At 65.7% G+C, this 20383-nt stretch carries 26 protein-coding genes and 1 tRNA gene; 18 read left to right on the top strand and 9 right to left on the bottom strand.

Annotation, left to right across the window (positions count from 1 at the left end):
- Positions 1–80 precede the first annotated feature (80 nt).
- The 12 genes from A9973_RS24210 to A9973_RS24155 all read left to right on the top strand — a co-directional run bounded on the left by A9973_RS24210 (position 81) and on the right by A9973_RS24155 (position 10187).
- Positions 81–935: an IclR family transcriptional regulator gene (locus tag A9973_RS24210; protein ID WP_183016195.1), complete on the top strand. Its 855-nt coding sequence runs from the start codon at positions 81–83 to the stop codon at positions 933–935.
- Positions 936–1017: 82 nt separating this feature from the next.
- Positions 1018–1284: an exodeoxyribonuclease VII small subunit gene (locus tag A9973_RS24205; RefSeq protein WP_183016194.1), complete on the top strand. Its 267-nt coding sequence runs from the start codon at positions 1018–1020 to the stop codon at positions 1282–1284.
- Positions 1285–1291: 7 nt separating this feature from the next.
- The gene (locus tag A9973_RS24200) at positions 1292–2203 is read left to right on the top strand and encodes a polyprenyl synthetase family protein (RefSeq protein ID WP_183016193.1); all 912 of its coding nucleotides are present in this window, start codon (positions 1292–1294) and stop codon (positions 2201–2203) included.
- 53 nt (positions 2204–2256) lie between these two features.
- Positions 2257–4119, top strand: coding sequence for a 1-deoxy-D-xylulose-5-phosphate synthase (dxs, locus tag A9973_RS24195; protein ID WP_183016192.1), 1863 nt, complete (start codon positions 2257–2259; stop codon positions 4117–4119).
- A gap of 187 nt (positions 4120–4306) precedes the next feature.
- Entirely contained in the window at positions 4307–5104 is a 798-nt protein-coding gene (gene folE2 / locus A9973_RS24190; RefSeq protein ID WP_183016191.1) for a GTP cyclohydrolase FolE2, read from the top strand.
- A gap of 7 nt (positions 5105–5111) precedes the next feature.
- Entirely contained in the window at positions 5112–6035 is a 924-nt protein-coding gene (locus A9973_RS24185; protein ID WP_183016190.1) for a DUF817 domain-containing protein, read from the top strand.
- Positions 6036–6241: 206 nt separating this feature from the next.
- Entirely contained in the window at positions 6242–6616 is a 375-nt protein-coding gene (gene rpsF, locus A9973_RS24180; RefSeq protein WP_183016189.1) for a 30S ribosomal protein S6, read from the top strand.
- Positions 6617–6667: 51 nt separating this feature from the next.
- Positions 6668–6991 carry a primosomal replication protein N gene (gene priB, locus A9973_RS24175; RefSeq protein WP_175177768.1) on the top strand — a complete coding sequence of 108 codons (324 nt, stop codon included), beginning with the start codon at positions 6668–6670 and terminating at the stop codon, positions 6989–6991.
- Positions 6992–7098: 107 nt separating this feature from the next.
- Positions 7099–7371: a 30S ribosomal protein S18 gene (gene rpsR, locus A9973_RS24170; protein WP_006218308.1), complete on the top strand. Its 273-nt coding sequence runs from the start codon at positions 7099–7101 to the stop codon at positions 7369–7371.
- A gap of 14 nt (positions 7372–7385) precedes the next feature.
- Positions 7386–7841, top strand: a complete 456-nt coding sequence (gene rplI, locus A9973_RS24165) for a 50S ribosomal protein L9 (RefSeq protein ID WP_183016188.1) — start codon at positions 7386–7388, stop codon at positions 7839–7841.
- 127 nt (positions 7842–7968) lie between these two features.
- Positions 7969–8808 carry a hypothetical protein gene (locus A9973_RS24160; protein WP_183016187.1) on the top strand — a complete coding sequence of 280 codons (840 nt, stop codon included), beginning with the start codon at positions 7969–7971 and terminating at the stop codon, positions 8806–8808.
- Positions 8805–10187: a replicative DNA helicase gene (locus A9973_RS24155; RefSeq protein WP_183016186.1), complete on the top strand. Its 1383-nt coding sequence runs from the start codon at positions 8805–8807 to the stop codon at positions 10185–10187. Before A9973_RS24160 ends, A9973_RS24155 begins: the two co-directional genes overlap by 4 nt.
- Positions 10188–10250: 63 nt before the next feature.
- Here A9973_RS24155 and A9973_RS24150 read toward each other — a convergent pair whose 3' ends face one another.
- The 5 genes from A9973_RS24150 to A9973_RS24130 form a co-directional block, all read right to left on the bottom strand.
- The gene (locus tag A9973_RS24150) at positions 10251–11228 is read right to left on the bottom strand and encodes a bile acid:sodium symporter family protein (protein WP_183016185.1); all 978 of its coding nucleotides are present in this window, start codon (positions 11226–11228) and stop codon (positions 10251–10253) included.
- A gap of 86 nt (positions 11229–11314) precedes the next feature.
- The gene (pdxA, locus tag A9973_RS24145; RefSeq protein ID WP_183016184.1) at positions 11315–12295 is read right to left on the bottom strand and encodes a 4-hydroxythreonine-4-phosphate dehydrogenase PdxA; all 981 of its coding nucleotides are present in this window, start codon (positions 12293–12295) and stop codon (positions 11315–11317) included.
- Positions 12292–12600 (bottom strand): hypothetical protein, encoded by a 309-nt coding sequence (locus A9973_RS24140; RefSeq protein WP_183016183.1) that lies wholly within the window; start codon positions 12598–12600, stop codon positions 12292–12294. Before A9973_RS24140 ends, pdxA begins: the two co-directional genes overlap by 4 nt.
- A gap of 82 nt (positions 12601–12682) precedes the next feature.
- Positions 12683–13141, bottom strand: a complete 459-nt coding sequence (locus A9973_RS24135) for an Lrp/AsnC family transcriptional regulator (RefSeq protein ID WP_006225043.1) — start codon at positions 13139–13141, stop codon at positions 12683–12685.
- A 119-nt stretch (positions 13142–13260) separates the two neighbouring features.
- Positions 13261–13866: a hypothetical protein gene (locus tag A9973_RS24130; RefSeq protein ID WP_183016182.1), complete on the bottom strand. Its 606-nt coding sequence runs from the start codon at positions 13864–13866 to the stop codon at positions 13261–13263.
- Positions 13867–14037: 171 nt separating this feature from the next.
- On the opposite strand from A9973_RS24130, the gene A9973_RS24125 reads away from it, so the two are divergent.
- Both A9973_RS24125 and A9973_RS24120 read left to right on the top strand, forming a co-directional pair.
- Entirely contained in the window at positions 14038–14283 is a 246-nt protein-coding gene (locus A9973_RS24125; protein WP_006225041.1) for a hypothetical protein, read from the top strand.
- 227 nt (positions 14284–14510) lie between these two features.
- Entirely contained in the window at positions 14511–14744 is a 234-nt protein-coding gene (locus A9973_RS24120) for a hypothetical protein (RefSeq protein WP_105554886.1), read from the top strand.
- A gap of 7 nt (positions 14745–14751) precedes the next feature.
- Here the strand turns inward: A9973_RS24120 and A9973_RS24115 are convergent, their stop codons facing one another.
- The gene (locus A9973_RS24115; protein WP_183016181.1) at positions 14752–15315 is read right to left on the bottom strand and encodes a DedA family protein; all 564 of its coding nucleotides are present in this window, start codon (positions 15313–15315) and stop codon (positions 14752–14754) included.
- Positions 15312–16751, bottom strand: coding sequence for a PLP-dependent aminotransferase family protein (locus A9973_RS24110; RefSeq protein ID WP_183016180.1), 1440 nt, complete (start codon positions 16749–16751; stop codon positions 15312–15314). Before A9973_RS24110 ends, A9973_RS24115 begins: the two co-directional genes overlap by 4 nt.
- Before the next feature lie 169 nt (positions 16752–16920).
- Here A9973_RS24110 and A9973_RS24105 point away from each other — a divergent pair, with 169 nt between their 5' ends.
- The 4 genes from A9973_RS24105 (at position 16921) to A9973_RS24090 (ending at position 19497) form a co-directional block, all read left to right on the top strand.
- Complete coding sequence (locus A9973_RS24105) at positions 16921–17310, top strand: hypothetical protein (RefSeq protein WP_183016179.1); 390 nt, start codon at positions 16921–16923, stop codon at positions 17308–17310.
- A gap of 20 nt (positions 17311–17330) precedes the next feature.
- Positions 17331–17407, top strand: a tRNA-Met gene (locus A9973_RS24100).
- Between the two features lie 184 nt (positions 17408–17591).
- Complete coding sequence (locus A9973_RS24095; RefSeq protein ID WP_183016178.1) at positions 17592–17936, top strand: hypothetical protein; 345 nt, start codon at positions 17592–17594, stop codon at positions 17934–17936.
- 304 nt (positions 17937–18240) lie between these two features.
- Complete coding sequence (locus A9973_RS24090) at positions 18241–19497, top strand: TIGR03862 family flavoprotein (protein WP_183016177.1); 1257 nt, start codon at positions 18241–18243, stop codon at positions 19495–19497.
- A gap of 18 nt (positions 19498–19515) precedes the next feature.
- On the opposite strand, the gene A9973_RS24085 is transcribed toward A9973_RS24090, so the two are convergent.
- Both A9973_RS24085 and A9973_RS24080 read right to left on the bottom strand, forming a co-directional pair.
- Positions 19516–19917 (bottom strand): hypothetical protein, encoded by a 402-nt coding sequence (locus A9973_RS24085; protein ID WP_183016176.1) that lies wholly within the window; start codon positions 19915–19917, stop codon positions 19516–19518.
- Positions 19918–19987: 70 nt separating this feature from the next.
- The gene (locus A9973_RS24080; protein WP_183016175.1) at positions 19988–20347 is read right to left on the bottom strand and encodes a hypothetical protein; all 360 of its coding nucleotides are present in this window, start codon (positions 20345–20347) and stop codon (positions 19988–19990) included.
- Between the last annotated feature and the right edge of the window lie 36 nt (positions 20348–20383).

The raw sequence follows: 20383 nt of genomic DNA, 5'->3' as shown, positions 1-20383 counted from the left end.
CTCCTTGGGTGATTTAAATTCCGTTATATGGAATTTAGTTTTGTTATTCGAAATAAACTATAAAAACGAAGCGAATAGAAATGCAATCTTTTTCTGACGCCAAGCGCGTCATCCATGCGGCCACCAAGCCCGACGAGACGCTGGAACTCAGCCAGCCGGCCCGCCGCAAGCGCAGCACCGGCGTGGGGGAAGGCGCCAATTCGCCCGACTTCATCACCGCGCTGGCGCGGGGGTTGGACGTGCTGCGCTGCTTCCGCCACGGCGTGACCGCGCTGGGTAATCTGGATCTGGCGCGCCTGACCGGCCTGCCCAAGCCCACCATCAGCCGCATCACCTACACGCTGACCGAACTGGGCTACTTGCGCTATCACCCCGACACCGGCAAGTATTCGCCCGGCTATGGCGTGCTGGCGCTGGGCTTCGGCCTGCTGGCCGGGCTGGAAGTCCGTGAACTGGCCAAGGCCTCGATGACCGAACTGGCCCGGGATACCGGCGGCGCGGTCGCGCTTGGCGCCTTCGACGGCGACGCGATGACCTACGTCGAAGCCATTCACGGGTCTTCCGCGCTGTACCTGCGCTTGCCCGTCGGCTATCGCGCCAGCCTGGACAGTGCGATGGGCCGGGCCTATCTGGCCAGCCTGCCGGCGGGCGCCTGCGACGAGGCGATGGCGCGCCTGGGCGCCGCCGCGCCTCCCAAGGACGCCATTGCCCGCGCGCGCCTGGAACTGCAGGACTCGGGCTGCTGTTTCGCCATCGGCGAATGGCAATCGGGCATCAACGCCGTCGCCGTGCCGTTCACGTCCATCACCGGCGAAGGCGTCTTCGTGATGAGCTGCGGCGGCCCCGCCAGCCTGTTGCCGGAACCCGACTTGCGCACGCGCGTGGGGCCCGCGCTGCGGGCGGCGATCGCGGGTCTTGCGGGGGCATCCGCCTGATCGTCGGGGCGGAGGCGGGTCCGGCGTGGCTATCTCGTACAATTCGGAGATTGATCCACCCCTTGCGCCCTCGGAGACCCGTTTGGCCAAACCCACACAAGCCGATCCGCAGAACGACGACCGTCCCTTGCCCCAGGATTTCGAAACGGCCCTGGCCGAATTGGAATCATTGGTTGCGGCCATGGAAGACGGTTCGCTGCCGCTTGAGCAATCGCTGGCCGCCTACCGGCGCGGCGTCGCGCTCACCCGGGTCTGCCAGGACCGCTTGGCGCAGGCCGAACAGCAGGTGAAGGTCCTGGAGGGCGACTTGCTGCGCCCGCTGGACCCGGCGGCGCTGGATGACGAATAAGAACCCGATGAAGCAAACTCAACTCGCTTTCCCGGAGTGGCTGCAAGGTCGCGTGCGGCACGTCGAAGACGTCCTGGACGACCTGATGCCGCCCGCGGATGTGCTGCCCGTCCGCCTGCATGAAGCCATGCGCTACGCCGTGCTCGGTGGCGGCAAGCGCGTGCGCGCCGCCATGGTCTACGCCGCGGGGCAAGCCTGCCCCGTCAGCGGCAGCATGCTTGCCATCGAGGCCTCGCTGGACCGCGCGGCGGCGGCGGTGGAACTGATCCACGCCTATTCGCTGGTGCACGACGACCTGCCTTGCATGGACGACGACACGCTGCGCCGCGGCCGGCCCACCACGCACGTGCAATTTGACGAAGCCACCGCCATGTTGGCGGGCGACGCCTTGCAGCCGCTGGCGTTTGACCTGTTGGCGTCCATGCCGATCGCGCCTGCGCTGATCGTGCAGGCCACCCAGTCGCTGGCGCGCGCCGCCGGCAGTCAGGGCATGGCGGGCGGTCAGGCCATCGACTTGCTGAGCGTCGGCCATTCGCTGTCGCGCGATGAGCTCCAGACCATGCACAGCATGAAGACGGGCGCCATGCTCGCGTGCAGCGTGGCGCTGGGCGGCATCGTGGCCGGCGCCAGCTCGGCCTCGCGTCAGGCGTTGGATGCGTACGCGCAAGCCATGGGCCTGGCGTTTCAGGTTGTGGACGATATTCTTGATGTCACCGCCGACACCGCCAGCCTGGGCAAGACGCCGGGCAAGGATGCGGCGGAGAACAAGCCAACGTACGTGTCGCTCCTGGGCCTGTCCGAGGCGCGAGCGTTTGCCGAAGAATTGCGTGTGGCCGCGCTGGCGGCGTTGGAACCGCTGGGCGATGCCGGCTTGCGCCTGGCGCAACTGGCCGATTTCATCGTCCTTCGAGACCGCTGATCCGTGACTAGCCCGGCCTGAGTCCAGGCCGGGTCAACGAACCCCATAAAAGCATGACGACTGATTTATTGGACCGCATTCAATCCCCGGCAGACCTCAAGCGCCTGGATCGTCGCGAGCTGAAAAAGCTTGCGGACGAACTGCGCGGCTTCGTGCTGGAGTCGGTATCCAAAACGGGCGGGCACTTGTCGTCCAACTTGGGCACGGTCGAGCTCACGCTGGCGCTGCATCAGGTATTCGACACGCCGCATGACCGCATCGTCTGGGACGTGGGCCACCAGTCCTATCCGCACAAGATACTGACCGGGCGCCGCGCCGGCATGGCGCAGCTGCGCCAGGCGGGCGGAATCTCGGGCTTCCCCAAACGCAGCGAATCCGAATACGACGCCTTCGGCACCGCGCATTCGTCCACGTCCATCTCGGCCGCGCTGGGCATGGCGGTGGCTTCGCGCAACGCCGGCGTGCAGCGCGCGCACATCGCCGTCATCGGCGACGGCGCGATGTCCGCGGGCATGGCGTTCGAGGCCATGAACAACGCGGGCGTCACGCCCAACATCAACCTGCTGGTGATCCTGAACGACAACGACATGTCGATCTCGCCGCCGGTGGGGGCGCTGAACCGCTATCTGGCGCGGCTGATGTCGGGCCGCTTCTACGCCGCGGCCAAGAACGTGGGCCGCGCCGTCCTGCAGCATGTGCCGCCGGTGCTGGAACTGGCGCGCCGCTTTGAAGAGCATGCCAAGGGCATGGTCACGCCGGCCACGCTGTTCGAAGAGTTCGGCTTCAATTACGTCGGCCCGATCGACGGCCATGACCTGGACGCCCTGGTGCCCACCTTGCAGAACCTGAAGGCCTTGCAAGGCTTGCAGTTCCTGCACGTGGTCACGAAGAAGGGGCAGGGCTACAAGCTGGCCGAGGCCGATCCGGTGCTGTACCACGGCCCGGGCAAGTTCGACCCCGCCGTCGGCATCCAGCAATCCAAGGCCCCCGGCAAGCGCACCTTCACCCAGGTGTTCGGCGGCTGGTTGTGCGACATGGCCGAGCAGGATTCGCGCCTGGTCGCCGTCACCCCCGCCATGCGCGAAGGCAGCGGCCTGGTCGAATTCGAAAAGCGGTTCCCGCTGCGCTATTTCGACGTGGGCATCGCCGAGCAGCACGCCGTGACGTTCGCAGCCGGCATCGCTTGCGAAGGGCAGAAGCCCGTCGTCGCGATCTACTCGACCTTCATGCAGCGCGGCTACGACCAGTTCATCCATGACGTGGCCCTGCAGAACCTGGACGTGACCTTCGCGCTGGACCGCGCGGGCATCGTCGGCGCCGACGGGGCAACCCATGCCGGCAACTACGACACCGCCTTCCTGCGCTGCGTGCCGAACATGGTGGTCGCCACCCCGTCCGACGAAAGCGAAACGCGCCTGTTGCTGTCCACCTGTTATCAGTACCCCGGTCCGGCTTCCGTGCGCTATCCGCGCGGCGCTGGCTGCGGCGCGCCGGAAAGCGCCGGGCTGGAGACGGTCGAACTGGGCCGCGGCGTGGTGCGCCGCGAAGGCAGGAAGATCGCCATCCTGGGCTTCGGCACCCTGGTGCAGGCCGCGCTGGCCGCAGCGGGCAAGCTGGACGCGACCGTGGCCGACATGCGCTTCGTCAAGCCGATCGACCGCGAATTGATCCTGGACCTGGCGGCCCGCCACGATGCGCTGGTCACGCTGGAAGACGCGTCCATCATGGGCGGGGCGGGCAGCGCGGTGCTGGAAACGCTAAGCGCCGCCGGCGTGCAGATCCCCGTGCTGCAGCTGGGCCTGCCGGACGCCTTCATCGACCATGGCGAACAGTCTGCCCTGTTGGCGGGCGTCGGCCTGGATGCCGCCGGCATCGAGCAATCGATCCGCGCCCGCTACGCCGATCTGCTGGCTTGACCGCTTGCGGGGTTCCGGGCGAAGGCGCCGCTTTTGCCCGGAAAATGAAACACACTGTTCCGGCCCCGCCAACCTACGAATAGAAGGGTTTTCCCTGGCGGATGCCGGGGTTTCGGCGATAATGGCCCTCTCTCAAAGTTTCCTAGGCCGTGCGCGAGCGACTGATCGCCTAGACAGGTAAGCTGAAATGAATTCTCCGATCGACCCCGCCATCGTGATGCCCGACGTCCAGAGTTCGGCGGATACCCGGCACATCCCGATTCAACGCGTGGGCATCCGTGGCGTGCGCCACCCCATGCTGGTTGAAGGCGGCGATGGCTCGGCCCAAGGCACCGTGGCCAACTGGACCCTGACGGTGGCGCTGCCGCCCGAAGAAAAGGGGACCCACATGTCCCGCTTCGTGGCGCTGCTGGAAAAGTACCGCAGCACCCCCATGACGCCGACGCTGTTCCGCGCCATGGCTGCCGACATGCTGCCGCTGCTGCATGCCGAGCGCGGCGACATCACCGCGTCGTTCCCGTACTTCATCAACAAGTCGGCCCCGATTTCCGGCGTGCAGAGCCTGCTGGACTACGAAGTCCAGTGGATCGCCCGCGCCCAGGGCGACGGCGTCGAATTCGAACTGGTCGTGCAGGTGCCGGTCACGAGCCTCTGTCCGTGTTCCAAGGCCATCTCGGAATACGGCGCGCACAACCAGCGCTCGCATGTCACCGTTTCGGCCATCCTGAGCGACGACATCAGCATGGATGGCGTCATCCGCCTGATCGAAGAAGAGGGCTCGTGCGAACTCTGGGGCCTGCTCAAGCGCCCTGACGAAAAGTACGTGACCGAACGCGCCTACGACAACCCCAAGTTCGTCGAAGACCTGGTGCGCGACGTGGCTGCCCGCCTGAACGCGCATCCCGGCATCGCCCGCTATCGCGTCGAGGCCGAGAACTTCGAATCGATCCACAACCACTCGGCCTACGCCGTCGTGGAAGGTTGAGCGTTCCGTGAGCCATCCGGCGGCCAGGGACTGGCCGCTTATCGCGGGGCTGCAAGAGTGGGAATCGCGGCTGGCCAATCATTTGGCCGGCCGCGGCCGTTTTGGCGTGGCGCTCTACGAGTTCTTCCGCTTTGGCGTGAAGCAGGCCTGGGCCTGCCTGTTCGGCGGCCTGATGTGCGCGCTGCTGCTGGGCACGCATTGGTGGTACCCCAAGGACGCGCTGCTGGCCCGCTACGATTTCCTGACCCTTGCCGCGCTGGGCATCCAGGCCGTGCTGCTGGCGCTGCGCATGGAAACCTGGAGCGAAGCCCGCGTGATCCTCATGTTCCATGTGGTGGGCACCGGGATGGAGCTCTTCAAGACGGCGGCGGGATCCTGGATCTACCCCGAGGCCAGCGTGCTGCGGATGGGCGGCGTGCCGCTGTTCACGGGTTTCATGTATGCGGCGGTGGGCAGCTACCTGGCGCGGGTGTGGCGCCTGTTCGATTTCCGTTTCCGCGCCCATCCCCCGATGGCGGCCACGGTGGCGCTGTCGGTGCTGATCTACGTGAATTTCTTCGCGCACCACTTCATCATGGATTTCCGGTGGGCGCTGTTCGGCCTGACGGCGGTGCTGTTCGCGCGGACCTGGGTGTATTTCCGGATCTGGCGGGTCTACCGCCGCATGCCGCTGTTGCTGGGATTCGTGCTGGTGGCCGTGTTCATCTGGTTCGCCGAAAACATCGGCACCTTCGCCAACGCCTGGCGCTATCCCAACCAGTCGCACGCCTGGGAATGGGTGTCGATCGCCAAGCTGGGGTCGTGGTTCCTGCTGATGATCATCAGCTATGTGATGGTCAGCGTGGTCAACCGGCCGCAGGAAATCGGTGTTGCCGATCTGCCTCAAGCCCCTGGCCATGGCGCCGAAAATAGCCCGTCCCTTATTTCATAGCCCCCGTCCTGCTTGCGCCGCACCGCCCGATCGGTGATAATCGAGGGCTTTCTTGCTCGACCGCCCATGGTTTTTGGGTAGCGGGCTGCCCCTTGCGGGCCGACATCCTAGCGTGCTGAAACCACAAGGTGGGCAGTGCGACACCCATGATGGAAAGCGCGGGTGCAGGGCGTTGGCCAGCGAGACATCCTCAAGGAGTTTTACTCATGCGTCACTACGAAGTAGTGTTTATCGTTCACCCCGACCAAAGCGAGCAAGTGCCCGCCATGGTCGAACGTTACCAAGCGCTGGTCACGGGCCAAGGCGGCTCGGTTCACCGCCTGGAAGACTGGGGTCGCCGTCAACTGGCCTACCCGATCCAGAAGCTGGTCAAGGCTCACTACGTTTGCCTGAACATCGAGTGCGGCCAAGCCACGCTGGATGAGCTCGAGCACTCGTTCCGCTACAACGACGCCGTTCTGCGCCACCTGGTCATCAAGACCAAGAAGGCTCAGGCCACGCCCTCGATCATGATGAAGTCGGTCGAGCGCGAAGAAGCCCGTAAGGCTTCGGCTGAAGCAGCGCCGGCTCAGGCCGAGTAAGCAGGGCTCACGCAGAGCTCATCCCGTGAAGTCCCCTTGGTGCACGGCAGGATGAATAAGCTGGAACTCAGCGCCCGCGTTCTTGAATGCGAGCCTTTGCGCCACACTCCCGCCGGACTGCCAGCGCTGGAAATGCTGCTGGCACACGAATCGGAAGTCATTGAAGCCGGCCACCCGCGCCGTGTCGAATTGACGATTACCGCCGTGGCACTAGGCGATCTGGCGTTGCTGTTGAAGAACACCGCGTTAGGGTCCGAATTGCTGGTGCAGGGGTTTTTGGCTCCCGCCCGCAAGGACTCGGTGAAGATCAAGCTGCATTTGCAGCAGGCACGCAAGATCAGCGGCAGCGCAGGGCGCGATCCGCAGGTGGCTTGAAGGGAATGGGCAAAAGGTGCGAGAGCGCCTTCTGAATACGGATAGGTTATGGGGAGTTTGGATCGGTTGCTAACCGCCAGATCCCCTCAAACATAGAGGCACATATCATGGCTTTCTTCGGAAAACGCAAAGAAAAACGCAAATTCACGCAGCAGAACCCGCTCTTCAAGCGTCGTAAGTTCTGCCGCTTCACCGCAGCCGGCGTCGAAGAGATCGACTACAAGGATCTGGACACCCTGCGCGACTTCGTGCAAGAAAACGGCAAGATCATCCCGGCTCGTCTGACCGGCACCAAGGCAATCTACCAGCGTCAGCTGGACACCGCCATCAAGCGCGCGCGCTTCCTGGCCCTGTTGCCTTACACCGACAACCACAACTAATCCGGGGCACTGAAATGCAAGTTATTCTGCTCGAAAAAGTCGTCAACCTGGGCAACCTGGGTGAAGTCGTCCGCGTGCGTGATGGTTACGCCCGCAACTTCCTGATTCCCCAGCGCAAGGCTCGTCGTGCAACCGACGCCGCCCTGAAGGAATTCGAAGCTCGCCGCGCCGAGCTGGAAAAGGTCCAGGCTGAAAAGCTGGCCGCCGCCCAAGCGCTGGGCGAGCGCGTCTCCGGCTTCCAGCTGAAGATCGCTCAGAAGGCTGGTGTTGACGGCCGTCTGTTCGGCTCGGTCACCAATGCCGACATCGCCGAAGCCCTGAAGAAGGCCGGTTTCGAAGGCATTGAAAAGGCGCAAGTGCGTCTGCCCAATGGCCAACTGAAGTCGATCGGCGAGTTCCCGATCCAGGTCGCCCTGCACGCCGACGTTGTCGTCGACGTCACGGTTCTGGTTGAAGGCGAACTGTCCTAAGCCGGTACCCGCAGTGCAAAGAAGCCGGCCCGCGCGCCGGCTTTTTTTCTTTTTGCCCGGCCGCCATTGCGTGTAGCCTTTCGGGCATTGCGCATGATGCGCGCCCCTGTTTCGTACCGAGGACCCCTTGACTCAGCCGCCCGTCCATCACAACGCGCCGCCCGGCCTGCGTGCCTGGCTCGACAGCGTGGATGCCTCGCGCGAACCCTCCGTGCGGGACGTGACGATCGATGGCGTGCGCTGCATCATCAAGCGCCGTCGCCCCAGTATCGGCCGCGGCGTCGCCTACGCGCTGCGCTACGTCCGGGCCTTCCTGCTGGGCGTGGGCTGCAAGCTGTTCCTGGGCGAGTTCCCGCGCCCTGGCGTGTTGTTGCAGAACGGCCTGGCGCACGAGGCCCGGCGCCTGTCGATGCTGCTGCAGGCCGGCTGCCGCGTGCCCGAGGTGTGGTGGCAAGAGCAAGGCCTGCTGGTCCTGGAGTACGTGGGCGAAGACCTGGCCGACCTGATCCGCAACGAGGACTCCACTTCGCAGCTGTGGCTGGCCCGCGCGGCCGCCACCGACCTGGCGGCGTTCCATGCGCGAGGCATGTGGCACGGCGGCGCGCAGATTCGCAACATCACGCTGCGCGACGGCGAACTGTGGCGCATCGATTTCGAAGAGAACATCGGTTCCACGCTGTCCCGCCCGCTGGCCCAGGCGTACGATCTGTTCCAGATGCTGGCCTCGCTCGTGTCTTTGCGTAAATTGCCGGACGATGTGGCCCTGGCGCTGGGTAAACTGGCGCTTGGCGTCTACCTGGAAAGCAACCCCGACCCCGAGGTCAAGGCCCGCCTGACGCGCCTGGCGCGCGTCCTTTGCGGCGTGGCAAGGCCCTTGCGGCCCCTGTTGCGCCGTTTGCCCTCGCGCGACGTCCAAGGCTTTTTCCGCGCTGCCGATATCTTGCAGCCGTTACTATTGAAGTTATGAACACACCTGCCGATCCCCAGCTTGAATACCTGCGCGTTCCTCCCCATTCCATCGAGGCGGAGCAGTCGGTTCTGGGCGGCCTGCTGCTGGACAACAGCGCGTGGGACCGTATCGCCGACGTGCTGGCCGAAGAAGACTTCTATCGCCACGACCACCGGCTGATCTGGCACCACATCGCCCGGCTGATCGGGCTGGCGCGTCCCGCTGACGTCATCACCGTCAATGAATCGCTGATCAGCGCCGGCAAGGCCGAAGATTCGGGCGGACTGGCCTATTTGAACGCGCTGGCGCACAACACGCCGTCGGCCGCCAACATCCGCCGCTATGCCGAAATCGTGCGCGAGCGCGCCATGCTGCGCAAGCTGGTGTCGATCGCCGACGAGATCTCGTCGGCGGCGCTGAACCCGCAGGGCAAGGAAGCGCGGCAACTGCTGGACGAAGCCGAATCCAAGGTGTTCAAGATCGCCCAGGAAGGCTCGCGCGGCGCCGCGGGCTTCCAGGAGATCCAGCCGCTGCTGACCCAGGTCGTCGAGCGCATCGACGAGCTCTACCACCGCGAAGGCGGCTCGGACGTCACCGGCGTGCCCACGGGCTTCACCGACCTGGACAAGATGACCTCCGGCATGCAGGGCGGCGACCTGATCATCGTGGCCGGACGCCCGTCCATGGGCAAGACCTCGTTCTCGATGAACATCGGCGAACACGTGGCGATCGAACAAGGTCTGCCCGTGGCCGTGTTCTCCATGGAAATGGGCGCGGTGCAGCTGGCCATGCGTATGCTGGGTTCGGTCGGCTTGCTGGACCAGCACCGCATGCGTACCGGCAAGCTCATCGCCGACGACTGGCCCCGCGTGACGCACGCGGTGCAGCTGATGCAGGATGCGCAGGTCTACATCGACGAGACCCCCGCGCTGAGCCCGATGGAAGTGCGCGCGCGCACGCGCCGTCTGGCCCGCCAATGCGGCCAGCTGGGCCTGATCATCATCGACTACCTGCAGCTGATGTCGGGTAACGGATCCGGTGAAAACCGGGCAACCGAAGTGTCGGAAATCAGCCGCTCGCTCAAGGGTCTGGCCAAAGAGTTGAACTGCCCGCTGATCGCGCTGTCGCAGCTGAACCGAAGCTTGGAACAGCGTCCGAACAAGCGCCCCGTGATGAGCGACCTGCGCGAATCCGGCGCTATCGAACAGGACGCCGACGTGATCCTGTTCATCTATCGCGACGAGGTCTACAACCCCGATTCGCCGGACAAGGGCACCGCCGAGATCATCATCGGCAAGCAGCGTAACGGGCCGATCGGCACGGTGCGCCTGACCTTCCAGGGTTCCAGCACGCGCTTCCTGAACTTCTCGGGCGCGCAGCCGCGGGACATGTACTGACCTGACGGTCTTCAAGAAAAAACCGCGCATCGGCGCGGTTTTTTTTCGTCGCAACGGAGGCGTTCAGCCCTCGGCTTCCGGGCGTTTGCCGTAGCGGGCGGCCAACACGCCGCACACCATCAGCTGGATCTGGTGGAACAGCATCAGGGGCAGCACGATGGCGCCGACGGCATGGCCGGCGAACAGCACCTGCGCCATCGGGATGCCGCTGGCCAGGCTCTTTTTCGAGCCGCAGAAGAGCAGGGTGATGCGGTCTTCCACATTGAAGCCCAGCAGCTTGCCAGCCAGTGCGGACAGGCCCAGCGCCAGGGCCAGGATCACGGCGCAGCACACCACCAGGCCCACGAGCGCGGGGATAGGCGTGGTGCTCCACAGGCCCTCGTTGATGGCTTCGGAGAACGCCGTGTAGACGACCAGCAGGATCGAACCCTGGTCGACGAACTTCAGCATCGCCTTGTGCTTGTGCACCCAGGCGCCGATCCAGCGGCGGGCGAACTGGCCCAGCACGAAGGGCAGCAGCAGTTGCAGCATGATCTTGCCGACCGCGTCGAACGAGATCGGCGCGCTGCCCGCGTTGGCCACGACCGTGCCCACCAGCAGCGGGGTCAGGAAGATGCCCAGCAGGCTGGAGGCGGAGGCGCTGCATACGGCGGCGGGCACGTTGCCGCGGGCCATGGACGTGAACGCGATGGCGGATTGCACCGTGGCGGGCAGGCAGCACAGGAACAGGATGCCCAGGTACAGCTCGGGGGTCACCAGCGGCTCCAACACCGGCTTGAGGGCCAGTCCCAGCAAGGGGAACATCAGGAACGTGGCCGAGAAGATCGTCAGATGCAGTTTCCAGTGCGTCAGGCCGGCGACGACGGCCTCGCGGGACAGGCGTGCCCCATGCAGGAAGAACAACAGGCCGACGGCGATGTTGGTGATCCAGCCGAAAATCACGACGCCTTGGCCGTGCGCGGGCACGATGCTGGCGATGATGACGGTGCAGATCAGATAAAGCGTGAAACGGTCGGGCAGAAGGCGGACAAGGCGTGACATGGGGGATAAAGGGCAAGTCGGGAAAGCGGCGGCGCGCAAGGGGCGCCGGAAACGGGGCGTATTGTAGTCCCGTGTTCGCCTGCGCCCTAGGGCGTCATGGCCAGCGCCAGATCGAACGCGGCGACCAGCGAGGCCTGATCGGCCACGCCGCGGCCGGCGATGTCGAAGGCGGTGCCGTGATCGACGCTGGTGCGCACGAAAGGCAGCCCCACCGTCACGTTCACGCCGTGGTCCAGCCCCAGGTACTTGACCGGGATCAGGCCCTGGTCGTGGTATTGGGCCACGACGATGTCGAATTCGCCGCGGCGCGCGCGCATGAAGATCGTGTCGCCAGGCCAGGGGCCGCTGGCGTCGATGCCTTCGTCGCGTGCGCGGGCGATGGCGGGTTCGATGATGTCGATGTCTTCGCGGCCGAACTTGCCGCCTTCGCCGGCGTGGGGGTTCAGGCCCGCCACCGCCACGCGGGGCGCCGCGATGCCCAGTTGCCGGCACGCGCGGTCGGCCAGCCGCATCGCGGTCAGCTCGGCGTCGGGCGTGATGCGGGCGATGACGTCGGCCAGCGCCACATGGATGGTGACCAGCAGGACGCGCAGTTCATCGTTGGCCAGCATCATGGCGAAGTCCTGCGTCGCCGACCGCTCGGCCAGGATCTCGGTGTGGCCGGGATAATCGATGCCCGCTTCGTGCATGGACTTCTTGTTCAGCGGCGCGGTGACGATGGCCCGGATGCGGCCGGCCTGCGCGTCGTCGATGGCGGCGCAGACATAGTCGTAGGCGCCGCGCCCGGCGGCGGCGCTGATCCGCCCGGCGGGCAGGTCGGCGGGCAGGGCGGGGCTGCAGGCAATGACGTTGATGCGTCCCGCGTCTGGCAGCGCCTGGTCCACGCCGGTGATTTCAACGATATCCAGGCGCGCGCCCAACTGGGCCGCGGCGCGGCGCAAGGCGCCGGCGTCGCCGTACACCACGCAGGGCGCGTTCAAGCCTTGCGCGTATGCCTTGACGACGATTTCAGGTCCGATGCCGGCGGCATCGCCCATGGTGATTCCCACGGGCAGGGAAGATTTCACGATGCTTTGTCTTTAGGGGGATCGATGGCGCCGCATTCGAACGTCACGGTGGCGCGCTTGGAGCCCAGGCCCGTCGCGTGGTTGGACGTCACCTTCGGCTTTTGCAGCTTGCGGCCCAGGGATTGGCAGTATTGGTCGGCGCGTTGCTGTGCCTGGTTCTTGATTTCGACCCAGGTCAGCAACTGCGTGCCCGAACTGTACGTGACGCTGTACGTGTTCTTGTCGACGGACGTGACCTCGCTCATGCTGGAACAGGCGGAAAGCAGGGTCAGCAAGGCGGCGGCGGAGGCAAGGCGTGCAAGCATGGGTCGTCCATAAATCTCGTTATCCGCCATTACAACACCATGTCGGGCCGGGAGAAAAGGCGGGCGATCCGGCGCCGGCGCGTCAGGGGGCGGCGACGGCGCTGCGGCGGTCCACCTTGCGGCTCAGCACGATCGACGTCTGCGTCTGCTTGACGCCGTCGATCAGGCCGATGCGGTCCAGTAATTCGTCCAGCTGTTCATGGGTTTCGCAACGCAGGAAGATCAGATAGTCGTAGGGGCCGCTGACGGAAGACACCTCTTCCACCTCCGGCATCCGCTCCAGCTCCCGGATCACGGCGGCGGGTGTCTTGGGCAGCACGCTGATGAAGCAGTAGGCGCGTACGGCGGCCTCTTCAAGCAGGCGCCCCAGACGCACGCCATAGCCCGAGACGATGTGCTCGCGTTCCAGCCGGGCGATGCGCGCCACCACCGTGGTGCGGGCCAGCCCCAGCTTGCGCGCCAGAATCGCGGCGGGTTCGCGCGCGTTGGCGGAAAGCAGGCTGAGCAATTGCCGGTCGATGGCGTCGAGTCGTTCGTTCATGCGGAGGGCGGGGGGGAAAGGGGAGAGCCGACGGTACAGGCGCAGGCATGTCGGCGTCAATGCGCGTCACTGCGGATCGAGATGGGCGGGTGCAAGGCTTGCGGCGCGGGCGCGCCGGCCTAGCCGTCGGATTCGGGTGGGATGCCGCCATGGTAGATGCGCCCGTCGAACTCGAAGCGCGTGATGGTCTTGTGCGCGGCGTCGAAGATGCGGTCGCGGCTGGCGGCGTCCAATCCGTCGTGGTCGGCGAAGCGGAAGCGGCACAGGTCGATGTCGCTGTCGTAGAACACGGTATGCACGAAGCGGCTGACGTCGGATTCCTGGGCGAAATGCGCGAACTCGCGCAACTGCTCCATTTCGTGGAAAGCGCCGTTGCGGCTGACCAGCAGCATGCCGAACTTGCGCTCTTCGTCGGCCTGGGGTGCCGGCGCGGGCGGCGCGTCCGAGGCCAGCGGGTCTTCGTAGTCGAAGCGGGCGCCGGCTTCGCGCATGGCGGCCAGCACCTTCTGCCATTCCCGCTCGTCAAGCGCCAGGCGGGCCACCATGTAGAACAGGCGCTGACGGCCCAGCAGACGGGGTTCGGGGCCGCCGGCGTAGCTGGGCCAGGGCGTAGCCGCGTCCAGCCCGGCCAGTTCCGCCATGCGTGCGTCGCTGTAGCCCAGGCGGTCCTGCAAGCGTTGCAGGGACTGGGTGTCCGGGGGGGCATAGTTCTGGATCGTCTTCATGAGCGCGCTCCGGTGGCCCGGGGCGCCGAGGGCGGCGCCGGGGGCATGCGCCGCGGTGCCCTTGCGGCTACGCTTGATGCTAGCGCGGCCCGTGGCACTTGCCTAGCGCCGGCTGGCCCGCAGGCGCCATGCTAGGATTTGCGCCGACCAACAATGCCAGGAGGCTTACACATGGACATCCAGGAACAAATCGCCGTCATCGTGCACACCATTTCGCATCAGGGCGGCCGCATCGATGCGCTGAATTCGACCTTGCTGTCGATGCTGCATCTTGTCAAGGCGTCGCCCGGTTTGCGCGAAGCGATCGAGGCGCAGCTGGAGCAGAACTATTCCAGCCTGCTGGCGCGCTCCGAGAATCCGCAATACGTGGCGGGGTTCGAAAGCGTGCGCGACATGATCGCGACCGCGCTGAAGTAAGCCGTTCCCTGGCCGAAGTTACCCACAGCTTCTGTGGACAAGCCTTGGGATAGTACGGGCATAGATCCGCATTTCCCTTTAATTACAAGGGCTTGTGTGGGGCGGTCAAAGGTGGCTCCTTTTGCGCTTTTCACGAGCCTGTTTCAATCTCCTACACGCTAGCCCCAAGCCGGGTAATATGCGGCCCCATGCGGAATCAGTATCGATTGGAACACCGGGGCGGCGCCATGTTGGCCCGTGTCTCGGAAGCGGCAAAGCTGGCGGCGTTCGACCCCGGCAAACTTACTCCCGAAGCGCGTCAGAGCTGGGAGCGCATGGGACATGGCTTCAAGGCCTGGCACGACTTCGACCAGCGCCATCCCATCCTGCGCCGTCTGGCGTTGCTGCCGCTGATCGGCGGCTGGTACCGCAAGGCGCGGCGGCGCCACGTGTTGTACGCCAGCGGTCGCGTCGTCTGCTGACAGCCGGTCAGCGCCGGCGCCTGGCGATCAGGTGATAGGCCAGCCAGATCGCCGCGCCGATCGCGGCGGCCACCGCCAATTTGGTTTCCACGCCGTGCAGGCGCCCCAGCAGGGACTCGATGGTCTGTCCGAAGGCGTAGCCCAGCAAGCTGAAGCATGCCGCCCAGATCGCGGCGGCGACCGCGTTGAGCACAAGGAAGCGCAGCGGCGGCACGCGCGACATGCCCAACGCCACCGGGCCCACCGTGCGCAGGCCATACAGGAACCGCAGGCTCAGGATGAAGCCGTGCGGATAGCGGTCGACCAGCGCCAGGGCGCGTGCGAAGGCGGGCTTCTCGCGGATGCGCCGCACCAGGCGGTGCTCGCGGTAGCGCCGGCCCAGGAAGAACAGCAACTGGTCGGCCGCGAAGGACCCGGCGAAGGCGCACAGCATCACCTCGGGCAGATGCAGCAGATGCTGATGCGCCAGGAAACCCGCGAACACCACGACGCTTTCGCCTTCCAGGAAGGTGCCGCCCAGCACGGCCCATAAGCCGTAGTCGACGATGAACTGATGCAGCGCCGGATTCATCCCGGGCGCTCGCCGACGATACGCGCCAAGGTCAGCAACGCGCGCGAGATCTCGGGCGTGGTGCGCTGGCCGCAGCTGATGCGCAGGAAATGGTTGTAGCGCGTTCCGTTCGAGAACATCGCGCCAGGCGCCACGCGGATGCCTTGCTCAAGCGCTGCCCCGAACACGTCCATGCCCGATCGGCCGCCGGGCATCTCCACCCATAGCAGCATGCCGCCTTGCGGCACGCTCAGACGCGTGCCGCGCGGGAAATGCGCGGCGATGGCTTCGGCCGTCTGGTCGCGCTGGATCTTCAACAGCCTGCGCAAGCGCGTCAGATGCCGGTCATAGGCGCGCGACCCCAGGAACTCGGCGACGGCGATTTGCGCCAAGGGTTCGTTGGGTCGGCTTTGCGCGAATTTGAGCATGGCGATGCGGGTCTTCCAACGTCCGCCCAGCAGCCAGCCCAGCCGCATGCCGGGCGCCAGGGTCTTGTGCATGGACGAGCAATAGATGACGTTGCCGGTCGCATCCCAGGACTTGGCCGCGGCCAGCGGGGTGTCGTCGTCCGTCAGCGCGCCATAGGTGTCGTCTTCGATCAACGGGACTTGCTGGCGTTCGCACAGCGCTACCAGCCGGGCTTTTTCCGCATCGGGCATCACGCAGCCCAAAGGGTTCTGGAAATTGGGCACGACTACGACCGCGCGGATATTGCCGTGCGTCTGGAACGCCAGGTCCAGCGCCTCGATCGACAAGCCGTTCTGCGGGCTGGTGGGAATCTCCAGCGCCCGCATCCCCAGGCTTTCCAGGATCTGCAGCAGGCCGAAGTAGGTCGGCGATTCGACGGCGATGGTGTCGCCCGGCCGGGCCACGGCGCGCAGTGCCAGGTTCAGGGCTTCGATGCAGCCGTGCGTGACGATGACGTCATCAGGCGTGGCGTTGATGCCGTTGGCCAGCGCGCGGCGCGCCAGTACCGTGCGCAGCTCGGGGTGGCCTTGCGGCGGAACGGGGCTGACCAGCACCTGCGGCGACATGCGCAGCGCGCGCGTCATCGCCTGCTTCAGCGCATCCATCGGGTATGCCTCGGGCACCGCCGCAGCCAGCGCGAAGTTGGCGCTGACGGGATGGGCCTCGCATTTGGCGATGAAATCCGAGACGCGGTCGTGAATGCCCACGTACTGCGCCGCGCCGAGCGTCTGGCGGATATCGGGTTCGTTGACTGGCGGGATGCTGTTGCGGCGCGGCTGCAGGACGAAATAGCCCGAGCGCGGCCGGGCTTCGATCAGCCCGTCGTCCTCCAGTTGGCGGCACGCCTGCAGCGCGGTGGACAGGCTGACGTGGTGGGTGCGCACCAGCGTGCGTACCGACGGCATGCGCTGGGCGGGCGCCAGGACGCCTGTCTGGATGGCGCGCCGGTAGTGGTTCGCCAGGCGGAGGTACAGCGGTTGTGGGTCCATGCGCCGATCATGCTCCCCGAGGTTGGAATGAGGGTAGGCACAGATTCAGGGAAAGTACACCATAACAGTGCCGAAATCGAGTGTCTGCATCGGTACAGAAAGGCTTGGAGTGTGGCTGTTGCGCAAAGCAGGGCCCGCGTAGCCTGTGTGGGTCCGACTGGAGAACACCATGCATGCCGAACCCGACCCCCACTTAGCCCCACCTCTGACCCGCCGCCTGGAAATCGCCGCGGGCGCCAGCCGGTTTTTGACGTTGCGAACCGGCGCCGCGCTGGTCTGCGTGGCCGGTAGCGTGCGCGTGGAAGAATCGCCCATTGCCGCCGAAGCCGCCAACGGCCTGGCTTTGCCGGTATCCATCCGGGTCAATGCCGGTGAAACGCACGGGGTCGGATACGGCGGGCCGGTCCGCGTGACTGCAATCGGCCCGGCGGAAGTGATCTGCCTGGACGTTCCAGGCCCTTTGGAGCGGTTTTTCCGCCTGGCGGCGAATATTTTTCGCATGAATGAGCCCGAAAACACGAATAATCGCCTGGGTGCGCTGCACAAGATTTCAAAATGATGTATAGTTCACACATCAGACGCGGGGTGGAGCAGTCTGGCAGCTCGTCGGGCTCATAACCCGAAGGTCGTAGGTTCAAATCCTGCCCCCGCAACCAGTTTCAAGAAAACAAGCCGCGATTCCCATCGCGGCTTTTTTTCGTCCTTTTTTTGCCTGAGACTTGCCTTGGGTCAATCCTTTGTTCCAGCCCGGAGTTTCCCGGGTGTTGCGGGCCGCACAGCGCCGCGGCCCTGAGCTACCATGGGTCACGCGCGCTAGTTCGCCGCACTCGAGGAGGGTCCATGGGTACCGCTAAATACGATCATCCCGGCTACGTCGCCGACACCGGCGCCGAAGGCAAGTATCACGTGGGCATCTGGTGCCCGCACGGTTACCCCGCGCATATTCATATCGGCCGGCCCGCGGAACGCGGCGATCCCCAGGCGCTGCTGCGCCTGCGCATCCCCGACGGCGTCTTCCAGTCGTTGCCGGACGATCCCGAAACCCTGTGCCGCCGCGCGCTGGGCCAGGCTATGGATGCCGGCCTGCTGCGTTCGGTCGGCGTGGACGGCGAATACCAAGAACTACGCTTCCAGCTGGATGCGGAACCCTGGTCGGGGCCGATGCAGGCGGCGGGCAACGCCTGACGCGGGAAGTTACCCACAGCGACTGTGGACAAGCCTTGGGATAGCCTATGCGCATGTCCGAATTGTCCTGTCATAACAAAGGCTTGGCGCCTGCGGTCAATAAATGGCCGGCGCCAGGCCTTTTTTCTGCCTGGCTGCCCCGATAAGCGCTTGGCGTTGCCGGAGCAGAGAGCGACAGCGGCCTCATGCGACAATCTTTCCCGTCGCGGCGCCCGCTGCGAATCGCCCGTCCAGACATCTTCGATTTCCCCTGCATGCCGTGTCCTTCTCCCTTGCTCGTCCCCGCCTTGACGGCGTCAGCGCCATGACCCTGAGCGCTTCCCTACGCGTTGCCGTCATCGGTGGCGGTCCGGCGGGCCTGATGGCGGCGGAGGGCCTGGCCGCAGAGGGGCTGCAGGTAGACGTATTCGACGCGATGCCCTCGGTGGGCCGCAAGTTCCTGATGGCGGGGCGCGGGGGGCTGAATCTGACGCACAGCGAGGCGGCCGCGCCGTTCCTGGCGCGCTACGGCGAGCGTGCCGCGCAGGTGGCGCCCTGGCTGGCGGCGATGGACGGCACCGCGTTGCGGGACTGGGCGCATCAACTGGGCGTCCAGACCTTCGTCGGCTCTTCCGGACGCGTCTTTCCCCAGGAAATGAAAGCAGCGCCATTGCTGCGGGCCTGGCTGGCCCGCTTGCGCGCAAGCGGCGTGCGCTTCCATATGCGGCACCGCTGGCTGGGGTGGCCGCCAGGCGGCGCGCCTTCCGCGGACGCCTTGCGGTTCGACACGCCCGACGGCATGCGTACGCTGGCGGCCGATGCCGTCGTGCTGGCCTTGGGCGGGGGCAGTTGGGCAAAGCTGGGGTCGGACGGCGCCTGGGTCGCCGGATTGCAAACGCACGGAATCGGCATGGCGCCATTGCGTCCCGCCAACTGCGGGTTCGATGTGGAGTGGTCCGAGCACTTCCGGCAACGCTATGCGGGCCAACCCGTCAAATCCGTCGCAATGTCCTGCCCGTCGCCTGCTGGCGGCGTGATGGTCCGCCAGGGCGAATTTGTTGTGTCGGAAACCGGCATCGAGGGCAGCCTCGTCTATGCGCTGTCCGCACCGTTGCGCGACCGGATCGACGCGCAAGGACACGCCATCGCCACGCTGGACCTGGCGCCTGACTGGACGCGCGAGAAAGTCATGGCCGCGGTCACCCACCCGCGCGGGGCGCGTTCCATGTCCAGCCATCTGCAAAGCCGCCTGGGATTGACGGGCGTGAAGGCGGGGCTGTTGCGCGAGTGCGCGCCGGCAGAGGATTTCAAGGATCCGGCGCGGCTGGGGCTGCGGATCAAGGCCCTGCCGCTGACGCTTCTGCGCGCGCGTCCGATCGACGAGGCCATCAGCACGGCGGGAGGGGTGTCGTTCGACGCCGTGGACGCCGGTCTGATGTTGCGGTCGGCGCCGGGCGTGTTCGCCGCGGGCGAAATGCTGGATTGGGAGGCGCCTACGGGCGGCTACCTGCTGACGGCCTGCATGGCCAGCGGACGGGTCGCCGCAACGGGCGTGAAGGCCTATCTGGCGGGCAGGCCCTAGGGCTGCCAGCCTTGGGTATCAGGAACCCGTGGGATAGGGCGCCATGCCCAGCGGCGTGCGCGGGGCCAGGTCGCCCACGACATGGCCGACGACGGGCGGGCCGCCATCGGGCTGCGTGATGATGCCGATGACGCGCGTGATGGCGCTGGCGGGAATGTCGGTGCCGTGCGCAGGGTCCTGCACCAGTTGCCAGATGGTGGCGACCGGGTCGGCATCGGCCTGGGGTTCCGTCGACGTATCCAGGCAACTGCGGGCGAAGAAGGACCAGTCTGACGCGCTGCACGGCAAGCCCTGCGCGGTGGCCAGGCGGGCCAGGGCCAACGGCGCATCGGGCTGGCCGGCGGCGTGTTGGGCGGCAGCGCCCAGCGAGACGTCCAGCGACAGCAGGCGGAGAAACTCTACGACATTGTCCGAATTCATTGTGGGGTCTCCTGTAGCTGTTCTGGTTCGTTGCCGGCCGCCGCTGACAGGCCGATGAATAAGAGGCGTTTCAGCCGGGGCCTTGCCCCAGCATCGACACCAGCGATTTCTTCAGCCGGGCTGAAAAAATCGGTACCGTATGAGAAACGCCGTTCCGGTCGACGCCTTCCTTCAGTTCGACCGATTGTCCAAGGAAAATTTCCGGCGCGGCGTTGATCTCGTTGTAACGGGCAAGCAGTGCGTCGACATGCGCTTGTGCGTCTTCCAAGGTGCTGCTGTCCGCGAGCTTGCCAGCGGCATGGGCTTGCAGAATTCGGTGCAGATCGTCGATGAACAGCGCCAATGCCGCTTGTCCACGGCATTGCGGCTGTTCCCAGCCCCAGCCCTGGGGGGCTGCGCCAGCGTTCTGCGGTACAGGTTTTTTGTTCATTTTCGAATCCTAATCCATTGCCGGCAAATACGCGAC

The sequence above is a fragment of the Achromobacter sp. UMC46 genome, from assembly GCF_014170335.1.
Taxonomy (GTDB): Bacteria; Pseudomonadota; Gammaproteobacteria; order Burkholderiales; family Burkholderiaceae_B; genus Achromobacter.
This window is presented reverse-complemented; position numbering and strand designations above follow the sequence as displayed.